24 protein-coding genes and 2 other annotated features are annotated in these 21,635 nt (G+C 42.7%); all 24 genes read right to left on the bottom strand.

The features are described 5' to 3' along the window. Positions 1-218: 218 nt before the first annotated feature. Positions 219-824, bottom strand: a complete 606-nt coding sequence (locus tag AC1DSL_RS02470; RefSeq protein WP_016429873.1) for a class I SAM-dependent methyltransferase — start codon at positions 822-824, stop codon at positions 219-221. Positions 825-906: 82 nt separating this feature from the next. Further along, on the bottom strand, positions 907-1,269 hold the full coding sequence (gene rplL, locus AC1DSL_RS02465) for a 50S ribosomal protein L7/L12 (RefSeq protein WP_016429872.1): 363 nt from the start codon (positions 1,267-1,269) through the stop codon (positions 907-909). Between the two features lie 75 nt (positions 1,270-1,344). Next, complete coding sequence (gene rplJ / locus AC1DSL_RS02460) at positions 1,345-1,845, bottom strand: 50S ribosomal protein L10 (protein WP_016429871.1); 501 nt, start codon at positions 1,843-1,845, stop codon at positions 1,345-1,347. A gap of 33 nt (positions 1,846-1,878) precedes the next feature. After that, positions 1,879-2,018: a sequence feature (ribosomal protein L10 leader region), on the bottom strand. Between the two features lie 41 nt (positions 2,019-2,059). Further along, the gene (rplA, locus tag AC1DSL_RS02455) at positions 2,060-2,761 is read right to left on the bottom strand and encodes a 50S ribosomal protein L1 (protein WP_016429870.1); all 702 of its coding nucleotides are present in this window, start codon (positions 2,759-2,761) and stop codon (positions 2,060-2,062) included. A gap of 117 nt (positions 2,762-2,878) precedes the next feature. Then, on the bottom strand, positions 2,879-3,304 hold the full coding sequence (rplK, locus tag AC1DSL_RS02450) for a 50S ribosomal protein L11 (protein WP_016429869.1): 426 nt from the start codon (positions 3,302-3,304) through the stop codon (positions 2,879-2,881). Between the two features lie 377 nt (positions 3,305-3,681). After that, complete coding sequence (gene nusG / locus AC1DSL_RS02445; RefSeq protein WP_016429868.1) at positions 3,682-4,215, bottom strand: transcription termination/antitermination protein NusG; 534 nt, start codon at positions 4,213-4,215, stop codon at positions 3,682-3,684. A gap of 104 nt (positions 4,216-4,319) precedes the next feature. Further along, positions 4,320-4,505, bottom strand: a complete 186-nt coding sequence (gene secE / locus AC1DSL_RS02440; protein ID WP_016429867.1) for a preprotein translocase subunit SecE — start codon at positions 4,503-4,505, stop codon at positions 4,320-4,322. Positions 4,506-4,546: 41 nt separating this feature from the next. Then, the gene (gene rpmG, locus AC1DSL_RS02435; protein ID WP_081637847.1) at positions 4,547-4,696 is read right to left on the bottom strand and encodes a 50S ribosomal protein L33; all 150 of its coding nucleotides are present in this window, start codon (positions 4,694-4,696) and stop codon (positions 4,547-4,549) included. An 84-nt stretch (positions 4,697-4,780) separates the two neighbouring features. Further along, the gene (gene sigH, locus AC1DSL_RS02430) at positions 4,781-5,431 is read right to left on the bottom strand and encodes an RNA polymerase sporulation sigma factor SigH (RefSeq protein WP_016429866.1); all 651 of its coding nucleotides are present in this window, start codon (positions 5,429-5,431) and stop codon (positions 4,781-4,783) included. 69 nt (positions 5,432-5,500) lie between these two features. Then, entirely contained in the window at positions 5,501-6,010 is a 510-nt protein-coding gene (locus tag AC1DSL_RS02425) for an NYN domain-containing protein (protein WP_016429865.1), read from the bottom strand. Position 6,011: 1 nt separating this feature from the next. Next, entirely contained in the window at positions 6,012-6,764 is a 753-nt protein-coding gene (gene rlmB, locus AC1DSL_RS02420) for a 23S rRNA (guanosine(2251)-2'-O)-methyltransferase RlmB (protein WP_477531055.1), read from the bottom strand. Next, the gene (locus AC1DSL_RS02415) at positions 6,761-7,192 is read right to left on the bottom strand and encodes a Mini-ribonuclease 3 (RefSeq protein WP_016429863.1); all 432 of its coding nucleotides are present in this window, start codon (positions 7,190-7,192) and stop codon (positions 6,761-6,763) included. The genes rlmB and AC1DSL_RS02415 overlap by 4 nt, the downstream gene beginning before the upstream one ends. Next, entirely contained in the window at positions 7,189-8,589 is a 1,401-nt protein-coding gene (gene cysS, locus AC1DSL_RS02410) for a cysteine--tRNA ligase (RefSeq protein ID WP_342542691.1), read from the bottom strand. Before cysS ends, AC1DSL_RS02415 begins: the two co-directional genes overlap by 4 nt. Next, positions 8,586-9,248, bottom strand: coding sequence for a serine O-acetyltransferase (gene cysE / locus AC1DSL_RS02405; protein WP_477531071.1), 663 nt, complete (start codon positions 9,246-9,248; stop codon positions 8,586-8,588). Before cysE ends, cysS begins: the two co-directional genes overlap by 4 nt. A 219-nt stretch (positions 9,249-9,467) precedes the next feature. Then, positions 9,468-9,692: a binding site (T-box leader), on the bottom strand. A gap of 54 nt (positions 9,693-9,746) precedes the next feature. Next, positions 9,747-11,210 (bottom strand): glutamate--tRNA ligase, encoded by a 1,464-nt coding sequence (gene gltX, locus AC1DSL_RS02400; protein WP_477531054.1) that lies wholly within the window; start codon positions 11,208-11,210, stop codon positions 9,747-9,749. 56 nt (positions 11,211-11,266) lie between these two features. Beyond that, positions 11,267-11,743, bottom strand: coding sequence for a 2-C-methyl-D-erythritol 2,4-cyclodiphosphate synthase (gene ispF, locus AC1DSL_RS02395; protein ID WP_477531053.1), 477 nt, complete (start codon positions 11,741-11,743; stop codon positions 11,267-11,269). Further along, entirely contained in the window at positions 11,744-12,439 is a 696-nt protein-coding gene (gene ispD, locus AC1DSL_RS02390) for a 2-C-methyl-D-erythritol 4-phosphate cytidylyltransferase (RefSeq protein WP_477531052.1), read from the bottom strand. It lies immediately after the preceding gene. 97 nt (positions 12,440-12,536) lie between these two features. Beyond that, positions 12,537-13,616 carry a PIN/TRAM domain-containing protein gene (locus tag AC1DSL_RS02385; RefSeq protein ID WP_477531051.1) on the bottom strand — a complete coding sequence of 360 codons (1,080 nt, stop codon included), beginning with the start codon at positions 13,614-13,616 and terminating at the stop codon, positions 12,537-12,539. A gap of 229 nt (positions 13,617-13,845) precedes the next feature. Then, the gene (gene radA, locus AC1DSL_RS02380) at positions 13,846-15,222 is read right to left on the bottom strand and encodes a DNA repair protein RadA (protein ID WP_016429856.1); all 1,377 of its coding nucleotides are present in this window, start codon (positions 15,220-15,222) and stop codon (positions 13,846-13,848) included. Between the two features lie 111 nt (positions 15,223-15,333). Then, positions 15,334-17,772, bottom strand: a complete 2,439-nt coding sequence (clpC, locus tag AC1DSL_RS02375) for an ATP-dependent protease ATP-binding subunit ClpC (protein ID WP_016429855.1) — start codon at positions 17,770-17,772, stop codon at positions 15,334-15,336. Then, entirely contained in the window at positions 17,762-18,862 is a 1,101-nt protein-coding gene (locus AC1DSL_RS02370) for a protein arginine kinase (protein WP_016429854.1), read from the bottom strand. Before AC1DSL_RS02370 ends, clpC begins: the two co-directional genes overlap by 11 nt. Continuing rightward, positions 18,852-19,397 (bottom strand): UvrB/UvrC motif-containing protein, encoded by a 546-nt coding sequence (locus AC1DSL_RS02365; RefSeq protein WP_477531050.1) that lies wholly within the window; start codon positions 19,395-19,397, stop codon positions 18,852-18,854. Before AC1DSL_RS02365 ends, AC1DSL_RS02370 begins: the two co-directional genes overlap by 11 nt. A 12-nt stretch (positions 19,398-19,409) precedes the next feature. Then, the gene (locus tag AC1DSL_RS02360; protein WP_016429852.1) at positions 19,410-19,880 is read right to left on the bottom strand and encodes a CtsR family transcriptional regulator; all 471 of its coding nucleotides are present in this window, start codon (positions 19,878-19,880) and stop codon (positions 19,410-19,412) included. Positions 19,881-20,315: 435 nt separating this feature from the next. Beyond that, on the bottom strand, positions 20,316-21,635 hold the full coding sequence (locus tag AC1DSL_RS02355; RefSeq protein WP_477531049.1) for a YjiH family protein: 1,320 nt from the start codon (positions 21,633-21,635) through the stop codon (positions 20,316-20,318).

Below are 21,635 nucleotides of genomic sequence, written 5' to 3'. Positions count from 1 at the left end.
AAAGCAATATTAGGACTTTTCGGCACACCATATTTAGTGTATGATGTCGAAAAGACAAAAAGAAAACGAGTTCTATAAGAGCTCATTTTCGGTTAACTAAATTTATTCTTGGTAAGTATACCCACTCGCAAAACACCTTTATACAAAAGGGCATACGACCGCAAAATAATATTTTTGCATTTTATTATAATATCATAGCGATTTTGTCAAGTCAATAATCATTTGACTTTCTCAGCCTTAATGATCCAGTAACCTCTTACCTTATCGATCACTTCAACTTGACCGAAAATTTCTTCTAATCGATCGAAAGTTGACGGAGCTCCTTGTTTCTTCTGAATGACAACCCACAACTCTCCACCCACACGCAATTTCGCATAGGCATCTAAATAAAAACGAAAAATCGTTTGTTTTCCAGCACGGATCGGCGGGTTTGTTAATATTGCAGCAAAGTCAGTTTCCGTAACGTCGGTTAACCCGTCACTTTCATAGATTCGTACATTTTGTACCCCGTTACCCTCCGCATTTTTACGCGAAAGTTGCACTGCACGTTCGTTGATGTCCACCATGTGAATTGTACGATCTGCCTCAGTTTTAGCGATGGATAAACCAATTGGTCCATACCCACACCCTACATCAAGCACAGGTCCTTCAGTCGCAGGCATTACAAACGCATCAATTAAAACACGGGACCCAAAATCTACTTCGCTTTTACTGAAAACACCCGTATCCGTTTCAAAATGAAACAGCTCACCACGCAGTGTAAAACTCCATGACTTAGGCTTACTTTCAGTTTGAGGTTTTTTTGAATAATAATGATCAGCCATTCGGGCACCCTCCAACCTGTTGATGAAATGAAGAAAAAGCCCGCCGTTAACTGACGAGCTTTCCATTACTTATTAAAAGAAATTATTTAACTTCTACTGAAGCGCCAACTTCTTCAAGTTTAGCTTTGATTTCTTCTGATTCTTCTTTAGTTACGCCTTCTTTAAGAGCTTTAGGAGCGTTATCTACAACTTCTTTAGCTTCTTTAAGACCTAATCCAGTGATTTCACGAACCACTTTGATTACTTTGATTTTTTGATCTCCTGCAGAGTTAAGGATTACATCAAATTCAGTTTTTTCTTCTTCAGCAGCAGCACCGCCACCAGCAGCCATAGCCATTGGTGCAGCAGCTGTAACGCCGAATTCTTCTTCGATTGCTTTTACTAAGTCGTTTAATTCAAGAACTGTCATACCTTTGATTGCTTCAAGGATTTGAGTGTTGTTCATTGTATGTTCCTCCTAATAGGAATATTTTTTTGTTTGGGTTATACCCGGTTTTAAACAGCTAAGCCGTGTAACGAATTACGCGCCTTGCTCTTCTTTTTGTTCTGCAACAGCTTTTGTTGCAAGCGCGAAGTTGCGCATTGGAGCTTGTAGAACGCTGAGTAGCATTGACAACAAACCTTCGCGAGAAGGAAGTTCTGCAAGTGCTTTAATATCTTCAGCAGTTGCGATTGCACCTTCGATCACACCAGCTTTGATTTCAAGGTTCTCGTTCTTTTTAGCGAAATCGTTAAGGATTTTCGCTGGCGCTACTACGTCTTCTGTTGAAAACGCAATTGCGTTTGGACCTGTAAGACTTTCATTCAAGCCTTCAAGACCAGCAACTTCAACTGCACGGCGAGTCATTGTGTTTTTATACACTTTGAATTCAACGCCAGCTTCACGAAGTTGTTTACGAAGTTCAGTTACTTGAGAAACACTCAAGCCACGGTAGTCAACTACTACTGCAGTTGCTGCTGTTTGGAACTTTTCAGTAATTTCTTCAACACGAACTTTTTTAGCTTCGATTGCTCTGCTCATCTGGACACCTCCTAATAGAATGAGTCATTTATACCGCCAAAAGAAAAGCCCCTGGATCTATATAGACACAGGGGCTGAAACGTCATCTTAAAAAGAATCTGAATGCATGTCCTCGGTAGGATCATTATGCGACAAGTCGCCCCTACTGTCTACGGTACAAATAATTTATTTACAACAAAAGTCATCTTAACAGATAGACTTTAAACTGTCAACCTTATTTGTTAACTTTTACGCTAGAAGAATCCACTTTTACAGATGGACCCATTGTAGTTGTAACGTTAACTGATTTCATGTAAGTTCCTTTAGCTGCCGCAGGCTTAGCTTTTTGAACTACATCAAATACTGCCAAGAAGTTTTCAACTAACTTGTTGTCGTCGAAAGAAACTTTACCGATTGGTGCATGGATAATACCAGCTTTGTCAGCACGGTACTCAACTTTACCAGCCTTGATTTCTTCGATCGCTTTAGTTACGTCGAATGTTACAGTACCAGTTTTAGGGTTTGGCATTAAGCCTTTTGGTCCTAAAACGCGACCTAATTTACCAACTTCACCCATCATGTCAGGAGTAGCTACGATTACATCGAAGTCAAACCATCCTTGTTGGATTTTGTTAATGAACTCTGTATCGCCAACAAAGTCAGCGCCAGCAGCTTCTGCTTCTTTTAATTTTTCGCCTTTAGCGAAAACTAATACACGTTGAGTTTTACCAGTTCCGTTTGGAAGTACTACTGCTCCACGGATTTGTTGGTCATTTTTACGTGTGTCGATTCCTAATTTGAATGCCACTTCAACTGTTGCGTCAAAGTTAACAGTGCTCGTTTTTTTAGCAAGTTCGATTGCCTCTTGAGCTGCGTACAATTTAGTACGGTCTACCAATTTCGCTGCATCTTGCAACTTTTTACCTTTTTTAGCCATTGTAAAATGTCCTCCTTGATTGTGGTTTTAGCGGAATAAACCTCCCACGAATAAGGGTTGCGTGTCTTATAGACATCCGCAACCCCCCAAAAACTAATGCATCATCAAGTGCAGGGATTAGTCTTCGATGACGATACCCATGCTGCGCGCAGTACCTTCAACCATCAACATAGCTGCTTCAACTGATGCTGCGTTTAGGTCTGGCATTTTTTGTTCAGCGATTTCGCGAACTTTATCACGCTTCACCGTAGCAACTTTTTTGCGGTTTGGTTCACCAGAACCTGACTGGATACCAGCCGCCACTTTAAGTAATACTGCTGCAGGTGGAGTTTTTGTAATGAATGTAAATGAACGGTCTTCAAATACAGAAATTTCAACAGGGATAATTAGTCCAGCTTGATCTGCCGTACGTGCGTTGAATTCTTTACAGAATCCCATGATATTAACACCTGCTTGACCCAATGCTGGACCAACCGGCGGTGCTGGATTTGCTTTACCAGCAGGAATTTGTAATTTTACTACCTTAACAACTTTTTTAGCCACGAGACACACCTCCTTAAGTCCGTGATGTGGTAATTGGGTTGCCCCTCCCACTCAATATCTGTCTGTCAGCTACTAGCTGAGCATAAGCTAAAATTTTCGCAGACTACACTATTTCAGTCTGACCTTTGAAATAATACCATTTTTCCAAAACTTAAGCAAGTAGCTTTTGGAAAAAGGTTCTATGAACTAGATTTTAAATGCTTTTTTTCCATTCAAGATTGCTAATGTCTAGTTGCAAGCGCCAGCTCACACCTAAGCTTAGGGCCACAGGATGCGGGTCATGAAGGCGTTCCGACACGATGTCGGGAATTTAGCCTTCCTTCCCCTAATCTAGCGAAAGCTAGCTTTCGCATCGAGTGGCGTTTTCACTTTTCTAATTACATTTTAATAACTTGGTCGTAGTCAAGTTCCATTTTCGTTTCGCGTCCAAACATATCAACAGAAACTTTCAACTTACCTTTTGCATCATCAATCTCTTCCACTTTACCTTGGAAGTGTGCAAATGGTCCTTCAAGAACTTCAACCATTTCCCCAACCGTGTATTGCGCTTCAATTTTGCGCTCTGTCATGCCCATTTGTTTCAGGATGAATTCTACTTCTTCCGGCAATAATGGTGTCGGTTTTGCTCCACCACCTGAAGAACCGATAAATCCAGTAACGCCTGGCGTATTTCGCACGACATACCAAGAATCGTCTGTCATCACAAGTTCAACTAAAACATACCCTGGGAATGTTTTACGCATAACTGTACGTTTTTTACCATCTTTAAAATCCGTTTCTTGCTCTTCCGGGATAATGACGCGGAAGATCAGATCGGACATACCCATCGTTTCAACACGTTTTTCAAGATTTGCTTTTACTTTGTTCTCATATCCAGAATACGTGTGAACAACATACCAATTCTTTTCCATAAGTAGCAGGACTGTTCGTCCGTCCCTCCATTTCTTAGACAAATGAAAAAACCCGTTCTAAGTTTCTGACGGGCTATTCTCCACAAGTGCTATCTGTTATCAAATTACAGTTTAAGGAACCAGCGAAACGCTTGTGAAATTCCTAAGTCAACGACTGCGAAAAATACTGCCATAATTACGACCGTTGAAAGTACAATGACTGTATAACGAGTCATTTCCTTACGTTTAGGCCAACTAACTTTTCTCATTTCCGAGACAACATTACCAAAGAAACCACTGATATTAGTCATTCTGATTTAACCCTCCGAGTAAAAATTATCTATGTCTATATTTACAACGTTTGCTTATGAACCGTATGCGCTTTGCAATGGGAGCAATACTTTTTCAGTTCCAGACGCTCACTCGATCCTTCTTTTGAAGCAGGAACTGTATAGTTTCGCGAACCACATTGCACACAGCTTAAGACGACTTTATTAGCCATTTTATCACCTTTTAAGTCAGCATTTGTCTTTTTAAAGACTATCACCTACGGTTTAGACTGTCAACAAACGCCCAGGTGAAGATTTCAATGAACGCCACCAATTTCAATGTGCCTTTCAAGTTTCCGCTTCACACGCTGTAATGCGTTGTCTATGGATTTTACATGACGATTTAATTCTTCTGAAATTTCATGGTAAGACTGTCCATCCAAATACAAGGCAAGTACTTGCCTCTCCAATTCACTCAGAATTTCACTCATTTTTTCTTCCATGTAATCAAAATCTTCACGGTGAATCATCAGTTCTTCGGGATCATCAATAGCAGAACCCGAAATCACATCCATTAGTGTGCGGTCTGATTCTTCATCAAAAATCGGCTTGTCCAATGACACATATGAATTGAGTGGGATATGCTTTTGACGTGTAGCTGTTTTGATAGCAGTTATAATTTGACGTGTAATACAAAGTTCTGCGAATGCTCGAAACGATGAGAGCTTGTCCCCTCTGAAATCACGAATCGCTTTGTAAAGTCCAATCATTCCTTCTTGAATGATATCTTCTTTATCAGCCCCGATTAGAAAGTAAGACCTGGCTTTCATACGCACAAAAGATCGATATTTGGTGATTAAAAAGTCAAGCGCATCAGAATCGCCAGTGTGGACCAATTCCACAAGCTCGTCATCTAGTAAGTCTTCAAATTGGTGCAGCTTCACGTGTACATAGTCACTCTTAATCAACAGTATCACCTCGGCCGTCTGCTTAGTTTGACCCTAGTATACAGGATGTGGAAATCGAGCGTCAACGACTCATTTCATCCCTCTGCGCCATTTTTCAAAAATTTCTGCCACTTCATTACTTAGCTGGATTTTGGAAAACGGGCGCTGCTCCTGGATAGCCTTCACCTTCTTCGTGATATTCTCCTGAACTAACTCCATTTCAATTTCAAGTTCTCGTGCAGACTTTCTTAGTGCGCCTTGTGCGAAAATCACCCATTGTTCCGTCAAATCAGATGTAGCTACATGCACTTGATCACGTCTTGTCATTAATTGTGATGTTAATTTTTCAATACGTTCATCCGCAGTTTCGTTTTCCCTGGTGAAAATAACTTCGACATCATATTGTTTCTTCTTTTTTTCAATCCCAGGTACGAGATGTGCATCAAACACTACAATGACTCGCCAACCTGAATAAGCTTTGTATTCCGCCATCATTTCAATCAGCCTGTCTCTGGCATCAATGAGCTTGTCTGTTTTTAATGCACGCAATTCTTTCCATGCGCCGATAATGTTATAGCCATCGACGAGTAAAATGTCCATCTCAATTAACCGGCAGGCGGTTCCGCAATACTTCGTACATCAGGATAGCAGCTGCTACAGATGCATTTAACGACGTTACATGCCCAACCATCGGCATGTTGTAGAGGAAGTCGCACTTCTCTTTCAGCAAGCGACTCATTCCTTTTCCTTCACTGCCTATAATGATTGCCAATGGTAATTTCGCATCCATGCGACGGTAATCAGCCGAGCCCTTGGCATCCGTTCCCGCAATCCACACGCCACGCTTTTTCAAATCTTCAACGGTTTGTGCTAGATTGCCAACGCGTGCTACCGGCACATGCTCAATTGCCCCTGTAGATGTTTTCGCCACGACTGCAGTTAGTCCAACTGCACGACGCTTCGGAATAATGACACCATGCACGCCAGTCGCATCAGCTGTTCGCAAAATCGAACCCAGGTTATGTGGATCTTCCAACTCATCCAAAATCAAAAAGAATGGATCTTCATTGCGTGAAGCAGCACGTTCGAAAAGCTCATCAATTTCTGCATAACGGTAAGCCGCTACCGAAGCTGCTACCCCTTGGTGATTGGCTCCGTCCGTCAATTGGTCCACTTTGTTTTTTGGCACAAACTGGACGATGATGCCGGATTCTTTCGCAAGTTGTAACAACTCGGCGATTCCCGCTTTCTTGACACCTTCCGCTACCCATACTTTGTTCATATCTCGCCCGGAGCGAAGGGCCTCCAGCACTGGATTTTTCCCTGATACGATTTCATTGTCAAGTTCAGTCACGATATCGATTCTCCTTTCGGTTCTTCTATAGTGGTAATAGCTTTTTCAATTATTTCCTTCACGCGTTCGAAGTTGCCGGATAGGTACAAACTTCCGAGAACCGCTTCAAACGCCGTACTATATTTGTACGTTTGTACGTCTGTATTTTTTGGAATGGTGCCAGACTTGGCATTACGCCCGCGTCTTAGCACCGCTTCTTCATCTTCCGTCAAAAACTTTTCTTGGAGTAGCACACGCACCACGGATGCCTGGGCTTTCGCCGAAACATATTTAGTTCCTTCTTTATGCAGTGTATTGGGTCTAACCCGTCCTGAACGAATCAAATGTTCACGAATCGCTTGCTCCAGGACGGCATCCCCCATATACGCAAGGGCCAGTGAATTCAATTGTTTTACATCTGCCGGACGAAGTGAATATTCTTTGTTCATCCGCGTTTCCAACGGATGCCTTGCGCCGTATCTTCCAATAAAATATTCATTTCTTTCAATTGATCCCGGATGGCATCTGCACGAGCGAAATCTTTATCTTTACGCGCCTGGATTCTCTCCGCAATAAGAGCGTCAATTTCTTCATCCAGTACTTCTGTTTTTACTTCCACTTCAATACCCAAAACAAGTGAAAGTTCTTTCAATGCTTTCATGAATGCAGTAAGAACAACCGCTTCCGTATGTTTTTCAATTAGATATACATTAGCCAGACTCGCCAGTTCAAACAAGGCAGCAATTCCGTTGGCCGTATTGAAATCATCGTCCATTGCCGTAACAAATTGGGTGCGGACTTCTTCGATTTTGTTTAACCAGATATCCTTGTGATCCCCTAGTTCAGGAGATGCTTCAAGACGATGCGCCAAATTCGAATATGATGTTCGAATGCGCGCCAGCCCATTTTCCGCATTTTCCACAAGCTCTTGCGAGAAATTGATTGGGTGACGGTAATGAACCGACAACATAAAGAATCTCAACACTTGAGGATCGATTTGTTTACGAATGTCGTTCACCAATACAAAGTTACCAAGGGACTTCGACATTTTTTCGTTGTCAATATTGATATATCCATTATGCATCCAGTAGCGCGCAAATTGCTTACCTGTATATGCTTCAGACTGTGCAATTTCGTTTTCATGATGCGGGAATGTCAAATCCTGTCCACCTGCGTGAATGTCAATCGTGTCTCCCAAAATTTCACGAGCCATAACGGAACATTCAATATGCCATCCCGGACGACCATTGCCCCAAGGACTCTTCCAGAAAATTTCACCCGGCTTCGCATCTTTCCACAATGCAAAATCAAGTGCATCTTCTTTCTTTTCGCCCGCTTCAATGCGTGCGCCGATTTTTAAATCATCAACCGATTGTTGGGACAATTTGCCGTACCCTTCAAACTTGCGTGTGCGGTAATAAACGTCACCTTGCGACTCGTAAGCATAGCCTTTTTCGATTAAGACTTCGATGAATTCGATGATAGAGTCCATATGTTCCGTGACACGTGGGTGAGCATCCGCTTTCTGGCAACCAAGTGCAACCACATCTTCAAAATAAGCGGCGATAAAACGTTCGGTTAATTCGGATACTTCTTCACCCAGTTCATTTGCCGTTTTGATGATTTTATCGTCAACATCCGTAAAGTTAGAAACGAAATTCACTTCATATCCACGGTACTTCAAGTAGCGACGTACGGTATCGTAGACGATTACCGGACGGGAGTTCCCGATGTGGATGTAGTTATATACTGTCGGTCCACATACGTACATTTTCACCTTGCCTTCTTCAAGCGGCACAAATGGTTCTTTTTGACGCGTCAATGTGTTGTAAATATGAATGCTCATTTAACGTTTCGCTCCTTTTCGAATTGTTCACTGACAAGCGCGACTTGTTCGCGCAAGACGGCAATTTTTTCTTCTAACATATTGCATTTATCCGCTACTGGATCCGGCAAGTCCTGGTGATCCAAGTCACGTTTCACTTTGATTCCATCTTGTACGACGACTGTACCAGGAATACCTACAACCGTTGAATTTGGCGGAACATTTTTCAATACAACCGAGCCTGCACCGACTTTACTGTTTTCACCGATCGTAATCGACCCAAGTACTTTTGCTCCTGTTGCTACCAATACATTATCGTGTAACGTGGGATGTCGTTTCCCTCGTTCTTTACCTGTACCACCAAGTGTCACTCCTTGGAAGATCGTTACATTATTGCCAATTTCACACGTTTCCCCTATGACTACACCCATTCCGTGGTCTATGAAAAAGCGGCGACCAATTTTGGCACCCGGATGGATTTCAATTCCGGTGAAAAATCGACTCACTTGCGATACGACTCTCGCTAGGAAAAAGAATTTCCGCTTAAAGAGCGCATGTGCGACACGGTGTGCCCAAACCGCATGTAACCCGGCATACGTCAGCACAACTTCCAGCACACGTCTGGCAGCTGGATCTTGCTCGAAGACGACTTCAACATCTTCTTTCATTCGACTGAACATCATCGTTCCTCCTGTGTTAGTTTTTGTTAAATGTTTTGTTTGATTTTGATTCGATCGGTAGCCCTATATTTGGCTTGTGAATAATTTAACGCTCAAACTGGCATGTCTGTCGATCAAACGGAATGATTTATCACTCAAACGGGTCTCATCTCCAAGTTTACTTTACGAGACAACCTCACAGTTTTTTGACCAAAATAAAAAGCGCCCCTGTCATTGACTGACAGAGACGCTGTAATAGCGCGGTTCCACTCTGATTGGAAGGATGTTTTGCGGTCCTTCCCACTTGGCGTCTTGTAACGTAGACGGTACGGCTCGCTTACTAAATGGTTCAGCTGAGCGCTCAGAGGTGCATTTCCATAGTGCCAAAGCTCAGACCACTTTCAGCCGGTGGTGGTCCTCTCTAAAGAGCGTGCCTTATGTACTTCTCCTCATCAAAGCGTTTTGATGTTTTGGTTAAAGATAGCTTCATTTTCACACCATCATGCATGAAAGTCAAACTTATTGTTTTGCGAATTTCTCCACACGTGCAAGTACCTTTTCTTTGCCGATTAACGCGATTGCGTTAGGCAATTCCGGACCGTGTGTTTGACCAGTCGTCACAACACGGATTGGCATGAACAAGTTCTTGCCTTTATGTCCCGTTTCTTTTTGCACGGCTTTGATTGCTGCTTTGACAGCATCTGCTTCAAACACTTCCAGTTGCTCAAGTTGCGTTTTGAAAGATGCCATAACTTCCGGCACTTGTTCGCCAGCTAAAACAGCAGTAGCTTCTTCATCATATGCAAGTTCATCCTTAAAGAATAGGTCAGTTAGCTCAGTAATTTCAGCACCGAAACTCATTTGTTCATGGTAAAGCGCGATCACGCCCGTTGCCCATTGTTTTTCTTCTTCTGTCAATGTTTCAGGCAAGCGACCAGCTTTTTGTAAATGAGGCAATGCAAGTTCAACTACTTCTTCAAGTGACAGTTGCTTCACATATTGATTATTCATCCACGTTAGTTTTTGCTTATCGAACATCGATGGCGATTTAGATAAACGATTGACGTCAAATTGGCGAATAAATTCTTCTTTCGTGAAGATTTCTTCTTCCCCTTCAGGAGACCAGCCAAGAAGTGCAAAGAAATTGAACATTGCTTCTGGGATATAACCAAGATCTTTATACTGAGCAACGAATTGAATAATCGATTCGTCACGTTTTGAAAGTTTTTTACGGCTTTCGTTGATGATTAATGTCATATGACCGTATTCAGGCGCTTTCCAACCAAATGCGTCAAATACCATCATTTGTTTTGGTGTATTTGATAAATGTTCTTCCCCACGGAATACGTGAGAAATCTTCATGAAATAATCATCCAAAACAACTGCATAGTTATAAGTCGGAATACCATTTGCTTTAACAAGCACCCAGTCACCAACATCTTTCGATTCAAATGAAACCGAACCGCGCACCAAGTCTTCAAATGTATACGTTACATCTGCAGGTACACGCATGCGAATGGTATGTGCAAGACCTACCGCCTCTTTTTCTGCCACTTGTTCTTTCGTTAAGTTACGGCATGTACCTTTGTACATTGGTGCAGCGACACCTTTTGCTTTTTGCTCTTCACGCTCAACTTCCAACTCTTCCGTTGTGCAGAAACATTTATACGCATGACCATTTTCAAGCATTTCTTCTGCATGCTTTTGGTAAATGTCCAAACGTTCCATTTGACGGTAAGGAGCATATGGTCCACCGATATCAACAGACTCATCATATTCCATGCCAAGCCATTTCAAGTTTTCCAGTTGCGATAATTCGCCACCTTCAATGTTACGTTCAATATCCGTATCTTCAATACGAACAATGAATTTACCGCCGTGATGGCGTGCAAATAAATAGTTGAATAAGGCAGTGCKGGCTCCACCAATATGTAAATTTCCTGTTGGGCTTGGTGCGTAGCGTACGCGAACTTCTTGTGTCATGTCTGTGTCCTCCTCGAATACGTGCTAAACTTTGTCCAGTTTAACACAGGTCATACTTATTTTTGAATGAGTAATATCGTCGCCTGTGCCGCGATGCCTTCTCCACGTCCTGTAAAGCCCAGCTTTTCGGTTGTTGTCGCTTTGACATTCACTTGCGATGGTTCGGCATTTAGCAGTTGTGCGATGCGGTCACGCATTTGATTAATGTAAGGTGCCATCTTTGGTGCCTGTGCAATAATCGTGCAATCCACATTGCCTAATTTATAGCCTTTTTCTTCAACGATGTTCCAAATGTATGCAAGTAATTTTGCGGAATCTGCATCTTTAAATTCAGGGTCCGTATCGGGAAAATGACGTCCAATATCCCCTTCACCAATTGCGCCCAGTGCCGCATCCGTTACTGTATGTAATAAAACATCGGCATCTGAATGCCCGATTAAACCTTTTTCGTATGGAATCGTCACGCCACCTAAAATAAGCGGTCTATTCTCTGCAAATTCATGTACATCAAACCCTTGTCCAACTCGAAACATTTAGTTTTCCTCCTGCTGTCGTTTTTGTAAGATGGCTTCGCCTATCAATAAATCTTCTTGTGTCGTCATTTTTACATTATCATACGTACTCTCTACCACGTACACAGGGATATTCAGTCGTTCGACTAACATGGATTCATCTGTCCCGAGAAACCCATCTTGTTCTGCTTGCTGTTGTGCCTTCATCAAAATGTCCTTACGGAAAGCTTGTGGAGTCTGGATCATCCACAATTGATCACGGTCCACCGTTTCTTCAATAATGTGATTGCGTACACGTTTCATGGTGTCTTTCGCTTTCACACCAGCGATGGCAGCACCGGTCTCACGAGCTTTTTGAACCATTTGGGAAATCACGGCTGGTTCGATGAAAGGCCTTGCCGCATCGTGCACGAGAATCAAGTCAGCCTCATGCTCAGCTGCTTGGATGCAGGCATACACACTGTATTGACGTTCCTCGCCACCTTCAGGCATCCCTTTCACTTTCGCAATGTTATGCTCGTTCAACATCTCCTGAATCGTCACACGCTCTTCAGGCTTCACTGCGAGCCAGATCCCAACGCAATTTGTATCTTGTTCAAAGACCTCAAGTGTATGGATGAGAATTGGCTTATCGCGCAATGTAAGAAATAATTTATTACGGCCAGCCTTCATCCGTTTCCCGCTACCCGCAGCCGGTAATACAACGATATATTTCATTTCAAGTATTCTCCTCTTTCTTGATGGAAAAGGAGGCCGCCTTAGCTGTCTGGTGTTGTTGACAGAAAGGGCAGCCTCTTATTTTAGGTGTAATTGTTTATTTCGTTTTAGCAAAAATCATTCGCCCAGCCGAAGTTTGAAGAACACTTGTAACAATGACGTTAATTGCTTGGCCGATATACGACTTGCCATCTTCCACGACGATCATCGTTCCGTCGTCTAGATATGCTACACCTTGATTTTGTTCTTTGCCATCTTTGATGACCACGATATGCATTTCTTCACCGGGAATCACGACTGGTTTGACCGCATTCGCAAGATCATTGATATTCAGAACAGGCACTTGATGCAATTCACACACTTTATTCAAGTTGAAATCATTGGTCACTACCATGCCGTCCATTTTCTTCGCAAGACGCATCAGTTTCAAATCAACTTCTGCCACATCATCAAAATCTTCTTCTGTAATCAAAACAGCTGAAGCTCGCTCGGACTGAAGTTGTTTCAAGATATCAAGACCACGTCGACCTCGTGTACGTTTCAATGTATCCGAAGAATCGGCAATATGCTGAAGTTCAGTCAATACAAACTGAGGTACGACAAGCACCCCTTCAAGGAAACCCGTTGCAGAAATATCAGAAATCCGACCATCGATAATGACACTTGTATCGAGTAATTTATATGATGCTTGTTGCAATGCCTGAGGGTTGTTTTCATCGAACTTTTTCTTTTGTACAACCGTTTTGTTAGCAGCAAACATTTGAACAATTTCATCGCGCTTCTTGAAGCCTACCTGGAAACCAAGATATCCTAAAGTGATGGTCAGCAATATGGGAAGTACCGCATCAATGACAGGAAGCTGTATAGAATCCACCGCAAAATTCAAAAGAAATGCGACACTAAGCCCAATAATCAGACCGAGTGTACCAAACAACAAATCACCGATTGGCGCTTTCAGCAATCGATCTTCCATCCAACTTAAAAACTCGATCAAATAGTCGGTTAACAGTAAAGCAAGTACAAACAAAAGAATGGCTCCTATTAGCACAGACACATACGGATTGTTCAGCCACGGGTTAGAAGATAAATGTATAAGATCGTATAATTGCGGTAAAAAAAGTAACCCGAGCGTTCCACCAATCAAGATAAATGTAATTCGAATAATCCACTTTAACACTAGCCCACCTCCTGTTTTTGATTATACACGTTTTCAAACGGAAACACCTACTTGACGAAGAAGGCAATCGTAAAGTTTCTTATGACAAGCGTCAGTCACCTGGAATTTATGGTGTAGGGAAGTTAATCGGCGTGGCAAAGGTTTTAATCCGAACGGATCGGTTCCACCTAGATTCTCCCAGCGGAATCTCCTCCTTCGAGATACTAGAGAAAAAGCTTTCCCAAAACGCCTAAGCGTTCGGGAAAGCTTCTTTTAATGCCTGATTTACGGTTTCAACGCCAACCACTTGAATACCTTTCGGATAGTCCCAGCCGCCAAGATTCGACGCTGGAATAATTGCACGCTTGAATCCAAGTTTCGCCGCTTCCTGCACGCGTTGTTCCACTCGGGACACACGACGCACTTCACCTGTTAACCCCACTTCTCCAATAAAGCAGTCATGTGCACTCGCCGCGACATCACGGAAACTGGAAACGATGGTCGTCAAGACAGCCAAATCGATGGCTGGCTCGTCTAGCTTCACGCCACCGGCTACTTTAATGTAGGCATCTTGCGTTTGCAGTAGCATTCCGACCCGTTTCTCTAATACGGCCATCAGTAAAGAAATCCGGTTTTGATCAATCCCGCTTGCCATACGCTTCGGATAGTTGAAACTCGTCGGCGTAATCAAAGCCTGAATTTCAACCAGAATCGGTCGTGTCCCTTCCATAGAAGCGACAACGGTTGAACCTGCCGCTCCTTGTGAACGTTCTTGCAAGAACAATTCAGAAGGGTTCAATACTTCTTTTAATCCACCTTGTAACATTTCAAAAATAGCAATCTCGTTGGTTGAACCAAAACGGTTTTTCTGTGAACGCAAAATGCGATACGTATGGTGACGTTCGCCTTCGAAGTACAGAACTGTATCCACCATATGTTCAAGTAAACGCGGTCCGGCAATCTGACCTTCCTTCGTTACATGACCCACAAGGAAAATCGCAATGTTTTTCGTTTTGGCAATGCGCATCAATTCCGCTGTACATTCCCGCACTTGTGAAACGCTACCTGGGGCAGACGTAACTTCAGGATGGTGAACTGTTTGAATGGAGTCAATTACGACAAACTTTGGTTCGACTTGATCGATTGCCTCATTCACTAGTTCCAAGTTGGTTTCTGAATAAATATAGAGCTCAGAAGATGCCACACCCAAACGTTCTGCACGAAGTTTCGTTTGTCGGATGGACTCTTCCCCAGACATATACAATACGCGTTGCCCTTTGTTCGCCAGTAATGAGGAAACTTGCAGCAACAGTGTGGATTTACCGATACCGGGGTCTCCACCAATCAAAATAAGTGACCCAGGTACAATTCCGCCTCCAAGTACACGGTTCAATTCAGCAAGATCCGTATCTACGCGTGGTTCATCAACCGTTTCAACAGCTGTAATCGGGGTCGCTTTTTGTGCGATTTTTTCAGAATGCTGGAACGTGCGGCGGGGTCCTTTTACGACCACTTCCACTTCTTCCACCATGGTGTTCCATGCGCCACAACCAGGGCAGCGTCCCATCCATTTAGCAGATTCATAGCCACATGARTTACACAAGAATTTTGTTTTACGTTTAGCCATAGTACCTCCTACTTTCGCAGATTCCTTTACTACTATCAACAACATCGTTTACATAGAGCATTATGTAAAAAAGAGCATTCCGAACAGCCTCGCCGGAATGCTCCAATAGTTTTATTCTGTTACTGCTTCTTTTGTACGAACGATAAATTCATCGTTTTCAACATCGAACACAATATTGTTTCCTGTCAACACCGTACCTTTTAATAGTTCTTCAGACAAGCGATCTTCCACGTGTTTTTGAAGTGCACGACGGAGCGGACGTGCACCGTACTCTGGGTCGTACCCTTCTTTTGTGATTTTTTCTTGAGCCGCTTCTGTTAACACAAGCTCAATTTCCTGCTCTTTCAAGCGTTTCGTTAATTGAGCAGTCATTAATGTCACGATTTCTTTCAAGTGTTCTTTTTCTAAAGAATGGAACACAATCATTTCATCGACACGGTTTAAGAATTCAGGACGGAAGGCTTTTTTCAACTCTTCGAGCATTTTGCCTTTCATGTCTTTGTATTTCTGTTCGCCGTCTTGCAAATTGAAGCCGACGTATTTGTTTTTCTTCAACGCTTCCGCGCCGACGTTGGATGTCATAATAACAACCGTGTTTCGGAAGTCGACTGTGCGTCCTTTAGAATCAGTTAGGCGACCATCTTCCAACACTTGCAACAAGATATTGAAGACATCTGGATGTGCTTTCTCGATTTCATCTAAAAGAATAACAGAATACGGTTTGCGACGAACTTTTTCTGTCAATTGACCGCCATCTTCAAATCCAACGTAACCAGGAGGTGAACCGACAAGTCGAGAAGTCGAGTGTTTTTCCATGTACTCGGACATGTCGACGCGAATCATTGCATCTTCGTCGCCAAACATGCTCTCTGCAAGTGCACGGGCAAGTTCTGTTTTACCGACACCAGTTGGCCCAAGGAAAATGAATGAACCAATTGGACGTTTTGGATCTTTCAATCCAGCGCGTGCTCGGCGTACTGCGCGAGAAATCGCTGTAACTGCTTCCGCTTGACCGATAACACGTTGGTGCAATGTATCTTCTAATTTCAATAATTTCTCAGACTCGGTTTGTGCCAGTTTTGAAACCGGAATTCCCGTCCACATGGAAACAACTGCCGCGATATCTTCCACAGTTACTTCAGATTCGGCTCTGCCTTGTTCTTCTTTCCAAGACTTCTTCGTGCTTTCGAGTTCTTCTTTCAGCTTTTGTTCCGTATCACGGAATGATGCTGCTTTTTCAAACTCCTGGCTTTGAACAGCCGCGTTTTTCTCCGAACGGATTGCTTCTAAACGAGTTTCCAGTTCTTTCAAATTCGGCGGTGTCGTGTATGAACGCAAACGCACTTTCGAACCGGCTTCATCAATTAAATCAATTGCTTTGTCCGGTAAGAAACGGTCTGAAATGTAACGGTCTGACATTTTAGCTGCTGCAGTAATCGCTGCATCCGTAATTTTCACACGGTGATGGGCTTCATAACGATCACGAAGTCCTTTGATGATTTGAATAGACTCTTCAACTGAAGGTTCATCCACTTGAATCGGTTGGAAACGACGCTCCAAAGCAGCATCTTTTTCAATATATTTACGGTATTCATCAAGCGTTGTTGCACCAATACATTGAAGTTCGCCACGAGCAAGTGACGGTTTCAAGATATTTGAAGCATCAATAGCGCCTTCTGCACCACCGGCACCAATCAATGTGTGGAGCTCATCGATAAATAGAATGACGTTACCCGCTTGGCGAATTTCATCCATCACTTTTTTCAAGCGATCTTCAAACTCACCACGGTATTTTGTACCCGCAACAACTGTACCCATATCCAATGTCATGACGCGTTTGTCACGCAGAATTTCCGGTACTTCATTTTGCACGATTTGTTGTGCCAAACCTTCAGCGATGGCTGTTTTACCGACACCCGGTTCCCCAATAAGAACAGGGTTGTTTTTCGTACGACGTGATAGCACTTCAATGACACGCGTGATTTCTTTGCTACGTCCAATGACTGGATCCAAGCTTCCTTCGCGTGCAATTTGTGTTAAATCACGAGCCAAGCTATCAAGCGTTGGTGTGCTCGCAGCAGGATTGTTTCCGCTGTTCGCTTGAACATGATCGTTGCTACCCAGTAATTGCAGCACTTGTTGACGTGCTTTATTCAAGCTGACACCTGAATTGTTAAGCACACGAGCCGCTACACCTTCACCTTCGCGAATCAATGCCAGCAATAAATGCTCTGTGCCGATGTATGAATGGCCCAGTTTACGCGATTCGTCTACTGATAACTCAATGACTTTCTTCGCACGTGGTGTGTAATGAACGATTGGACCTACGTCACCAGTTCCCATTCCTACCAGTTCTTCAATGCCTTCTTCAATCATTTGCGGGCTGACTTCGATTGCTTCCATTGCTTTTGCAGCAATTCCGCCACCCTCTCGAATTAAGCCTAATAATATATGTTCAGTACCAATTGACTCGTGCTTCATACGAATGGCTTCTTCTTGAGCTAATTGGAGTACTTTTTGTGCGCGTTGTGTAAATCGATTAAACATCATGAGGTTCCTCTCCTTCATTGTCTAAATTATTGTCTACTTGCAACCGTTCCCTAAACAACTTTGCCCGAAACACATCGCGTTCTTCGGGTTGCAGGGACGTATCTGCATACTTCTGTAAAAAACCTGGTTGCATGAAAACCATGCATTCATTCAAAATTGAAACATCGACACCTTTAATCAAACCTAGATCGATGCCAAGACGCACGTCTGATAAACAGCGTCCCGCTTCTTCTGTTGTTAAAAGCCGTGCATACGTCAAAACACCAAGTGAACGATACAGACGATCTTCCAATACATTCGGTCTCGTATGTAAGAGAGCCGCTCTTGCTTCACGTTCTTTTTGAATAATTTGTTCAGTGATGCTTTGCAAATCAGTTAAGATATCTTCTTCTGATTTCCCGAGAGTTGTTTGATTTGATACTTGATACACATTGCCGAGGGCTTCACTACCTTCTCCGTAGATGCCGCGTACGACCATCCCGAGACGTGTAATCGCCGTTACAATACGATCCATTTGCTTTGTCATCGTGAGTGCTGGTAAATGCATCATCACCGATGCCCGTAGGCCAGTGCCCGTATTCGTCGGACAACTCGTTAAATAGCCAAACTGTTCATCAAATGCATAGGGCAGTTCTTTTTCAAGGACGTCATCTATATGGTTTGCCTGACGCCATGCTTCGTTTAACTGCATTCCCGGGAAAATACATTGTATGCGAATATGATCTTCTTCATTGACCATCACACTGACCGCTTCATCATCTGATAATAAAACGGACCCTGCTATTTCCGAGTGAGCCAATTTCGGACTGATTAAATGCTTTTCAACCAGCACTTGCCGATTGAGCGCAGATAGCTCTTTTATATCTATATACGAAAAGGTCGACTCAAGTTCCGCTTCTGCATCAAGTAAAACTGAAGAAATCGCTTGATCTACTTGCAGCGCTTCATTTTCCGTAAAAGAAAGTGGAAATCGGTAACCTGTTAAATTTCGGGCGAGCCGGATTCTCGTGCTCATCACGATATCTGCATGCTCTCCCTCGCCGGCCATCCAACTTGTAACGGAATTATTTAGAAAACGTTCAATGGACATCGCGGTTTTCACCTCCGCTTTTCAGCTGTTCCTCTAACGAGCGAGCTTCATCCCGAAGTCGTGCCGCCTCTTCAAAATTTTCAATCTCAATCGCCGTGCGCATGGACGTGCGAATTGCTTCAATTTGTTTTTTTAATTGCAGTGTTTGGCCAAATGTACCTGGCGCTTTTCCCACATGTTTCACATTGCCGTTGTGCAATTTTTTGAAGACGTCCGGTAATTGTTCGTGAAAACTTTCATAACAATGTGCACACCCAAACTTCCCTTGGTTTAAAAACTGTCGGAATGTCCATCCACATGAACTGCATGTCTTAGCTTCTGGTTGAGGTTTTTGTTGCACTTGTTTGCTTTCCGGGACGCCAAACCAATTGGACAATAACTGATGTAGCGAAAGTGGATCCTGCTGAAAATCCAAATGAAACGGATGGAAATTTTTTGCGCAGACCTCACAATAATGTCGTTGCACCTGTTCTCCATTTTGTATTTGCGTCACGGTAACTTTTGCCGGACGATGTTTACAATTCTCACAAATCATCTCGCGCTCGCCTCACTTTAACTGTTCATACTTGAATGTCATAAGCATCGCTTGCAATATGCGTGAACGCAATTCATCTCGATGCGGCAATGGGGTATTGAGGGTTGTACGATCGAGTGCCGCGAGCATCATTTTCGCCTCACGCTTCGTCACTACATTCTCATCGATTAAACGAAAGATAATATCTTCCGTCATCGTTTGAGAAGCTCCACGCTCTAAACTTGCCAGAATGGTTTCAATTAAATCAGCCTTCGTATGAGCGCGTACCCGAACTATTCGAATATACCCCCCGCCCCCCCGCTTACTTTCAACGAGGTAACCACGGTCAGCGGTGAAGCGCGTATTAATCACATAATTAATTTGTGAAGGCACACATTGAAACTGCTCCGCAATCTCACTGCGCTTTATCTCAACATGCCCTTTTTCATCTAATTCGATAACTTTCTTTAAATACCCTTCAATAATATCTGATATATTCCGCATGCAATCACCTCCTGATCAATTAACTCTGAGTGCGATTAAGGTTAGTGGCTATATTTCACGTGGGCATCCCAATAGGATGCACCATGTACCTGACTTTGACTAACTTTGACTTTATTATATAAGGGGAGATAGGAAGTGTGCAATTCATATGCTTTCGTTCCGTTTTTTCTAAAATAAAAAGCTATTTCTTAAGTGAAAATTATAGCAAGAATATTCAGATATTATTAATCTTATTGACTAGTATACTTGGATAGTGTGACGATTTCACCGCCTACTTTGAGTTTGTGAAAATTTATCAATCAAACGAGCAAGATTATCGCTCAAACACGTCTCACATCCTAGTTACTTTTAGAGACATGATTAATGGTTTTTATTTCCGCTACGCTCCTGTTACACAAAAAAGTACCATCCTTTTATGCAAGGATGGCACTTCTATTAAAACAGCATGAAAGCAATCGGCGTAACAATGATTAAAGTCAGAATGACACGTTGAACCCAGATAACGATTAATTTCGGTATTGAAATCGGAATTTCTGTTGCCACGATGCAAGGAACAACTGCAGAGAAGAAAATGATGGACGATATAGATACAACCGCAATTACGAATTTTACAATCATCCCCGATTTCACAACCAGCAATGCAGGTAGGAACATTTCAGCTATTCCAAGTGCACTTGCTTTTGCGACTAGCATCGGTTCAGGAAGCTGCAAAATGTAGGTGAACGGATAGAAGATGTAACCGATCCAGTCAAATATCGGCGTGAATTCTGCTAACACTAAACCAAGTAATCCAATTGATAAAATTGATGGTAAAATCGCCATAGCCATTAATAAACCGTCTCGCAAGTTCTCCCATATGTTCGCAAGTAAACTAGGTGATTGTTTAACGGTTTCCTGCGCTTCATTCCAAGCGGCTGTCAAGCGACTTCCTTCAGGTTTCACCTCTGGCTGTGGCACACTGCCTTCATAATAATCGTCTTTAATACGATTCAGCGGCCAGATGCGAGTTGTAATTGCCGTCACGATGAACGTGACGATTAGTGTTACCCAAAAGTACAAATTCCACATATCCATTAAGCCAAGTGTTTTCGCAACGATAACCATGAACGTAGCAGATACAGTCGAGAAGCCCGTTGCAATAATTGCTGCTTCTCGTGCTGTGTATTTCCCTTCTTTATAAACACGATTCGTTATTAGCAAGCCCAATGAATATGAACCAACGAAAGAAGCTACTGCATCAATTGCAGATCGACCTGGTGTTCGCCAAATTGGTCGCATAATCGGTTGCATGAGAACCCCAATAAATTCAAGTAATCCATAACCTACTAATAATGCTAAAAATACCGCCCCGATTGGGACTAATAAACCTACGGAAATGACTAATTTATCGAACAAGAATGGTCCCATATCAGGAGCAAATAACCACGCCGGACCAAATCCAAAAACAATCATAATCCCAACGACTAAACCTATGATTTTAAAGAATGAAAACACCATGTTGACGGTCGATTTTTTCCAAGTCCCCGAGTAAAACGGGTATAATGCACCAGCTAGAATAAGTATTAATGAGTAATATGGTAAAACCCCAGTTGCATTTGCTTGAATCCATGACACGATGTGGTCAAGCATGATTGAATTTTTTTCACCAATTGTGACCGGCACGAAAAACATGAACGCACCAATAAAACTGTATACAAAAAACTTCCACATTCCCGTACTTGAACGTATTTTTGAACGTTCTCCCACTTGTTGCAT

This window comes from Paenisporosarcina sp. P4_D4 (assembly GCF_056401835.1).
The sequence above is the reverse complement of the archived record's forward strand: the minus strand, read 5'-3'. Positions and strand labels throughout refer to the sequence as shown.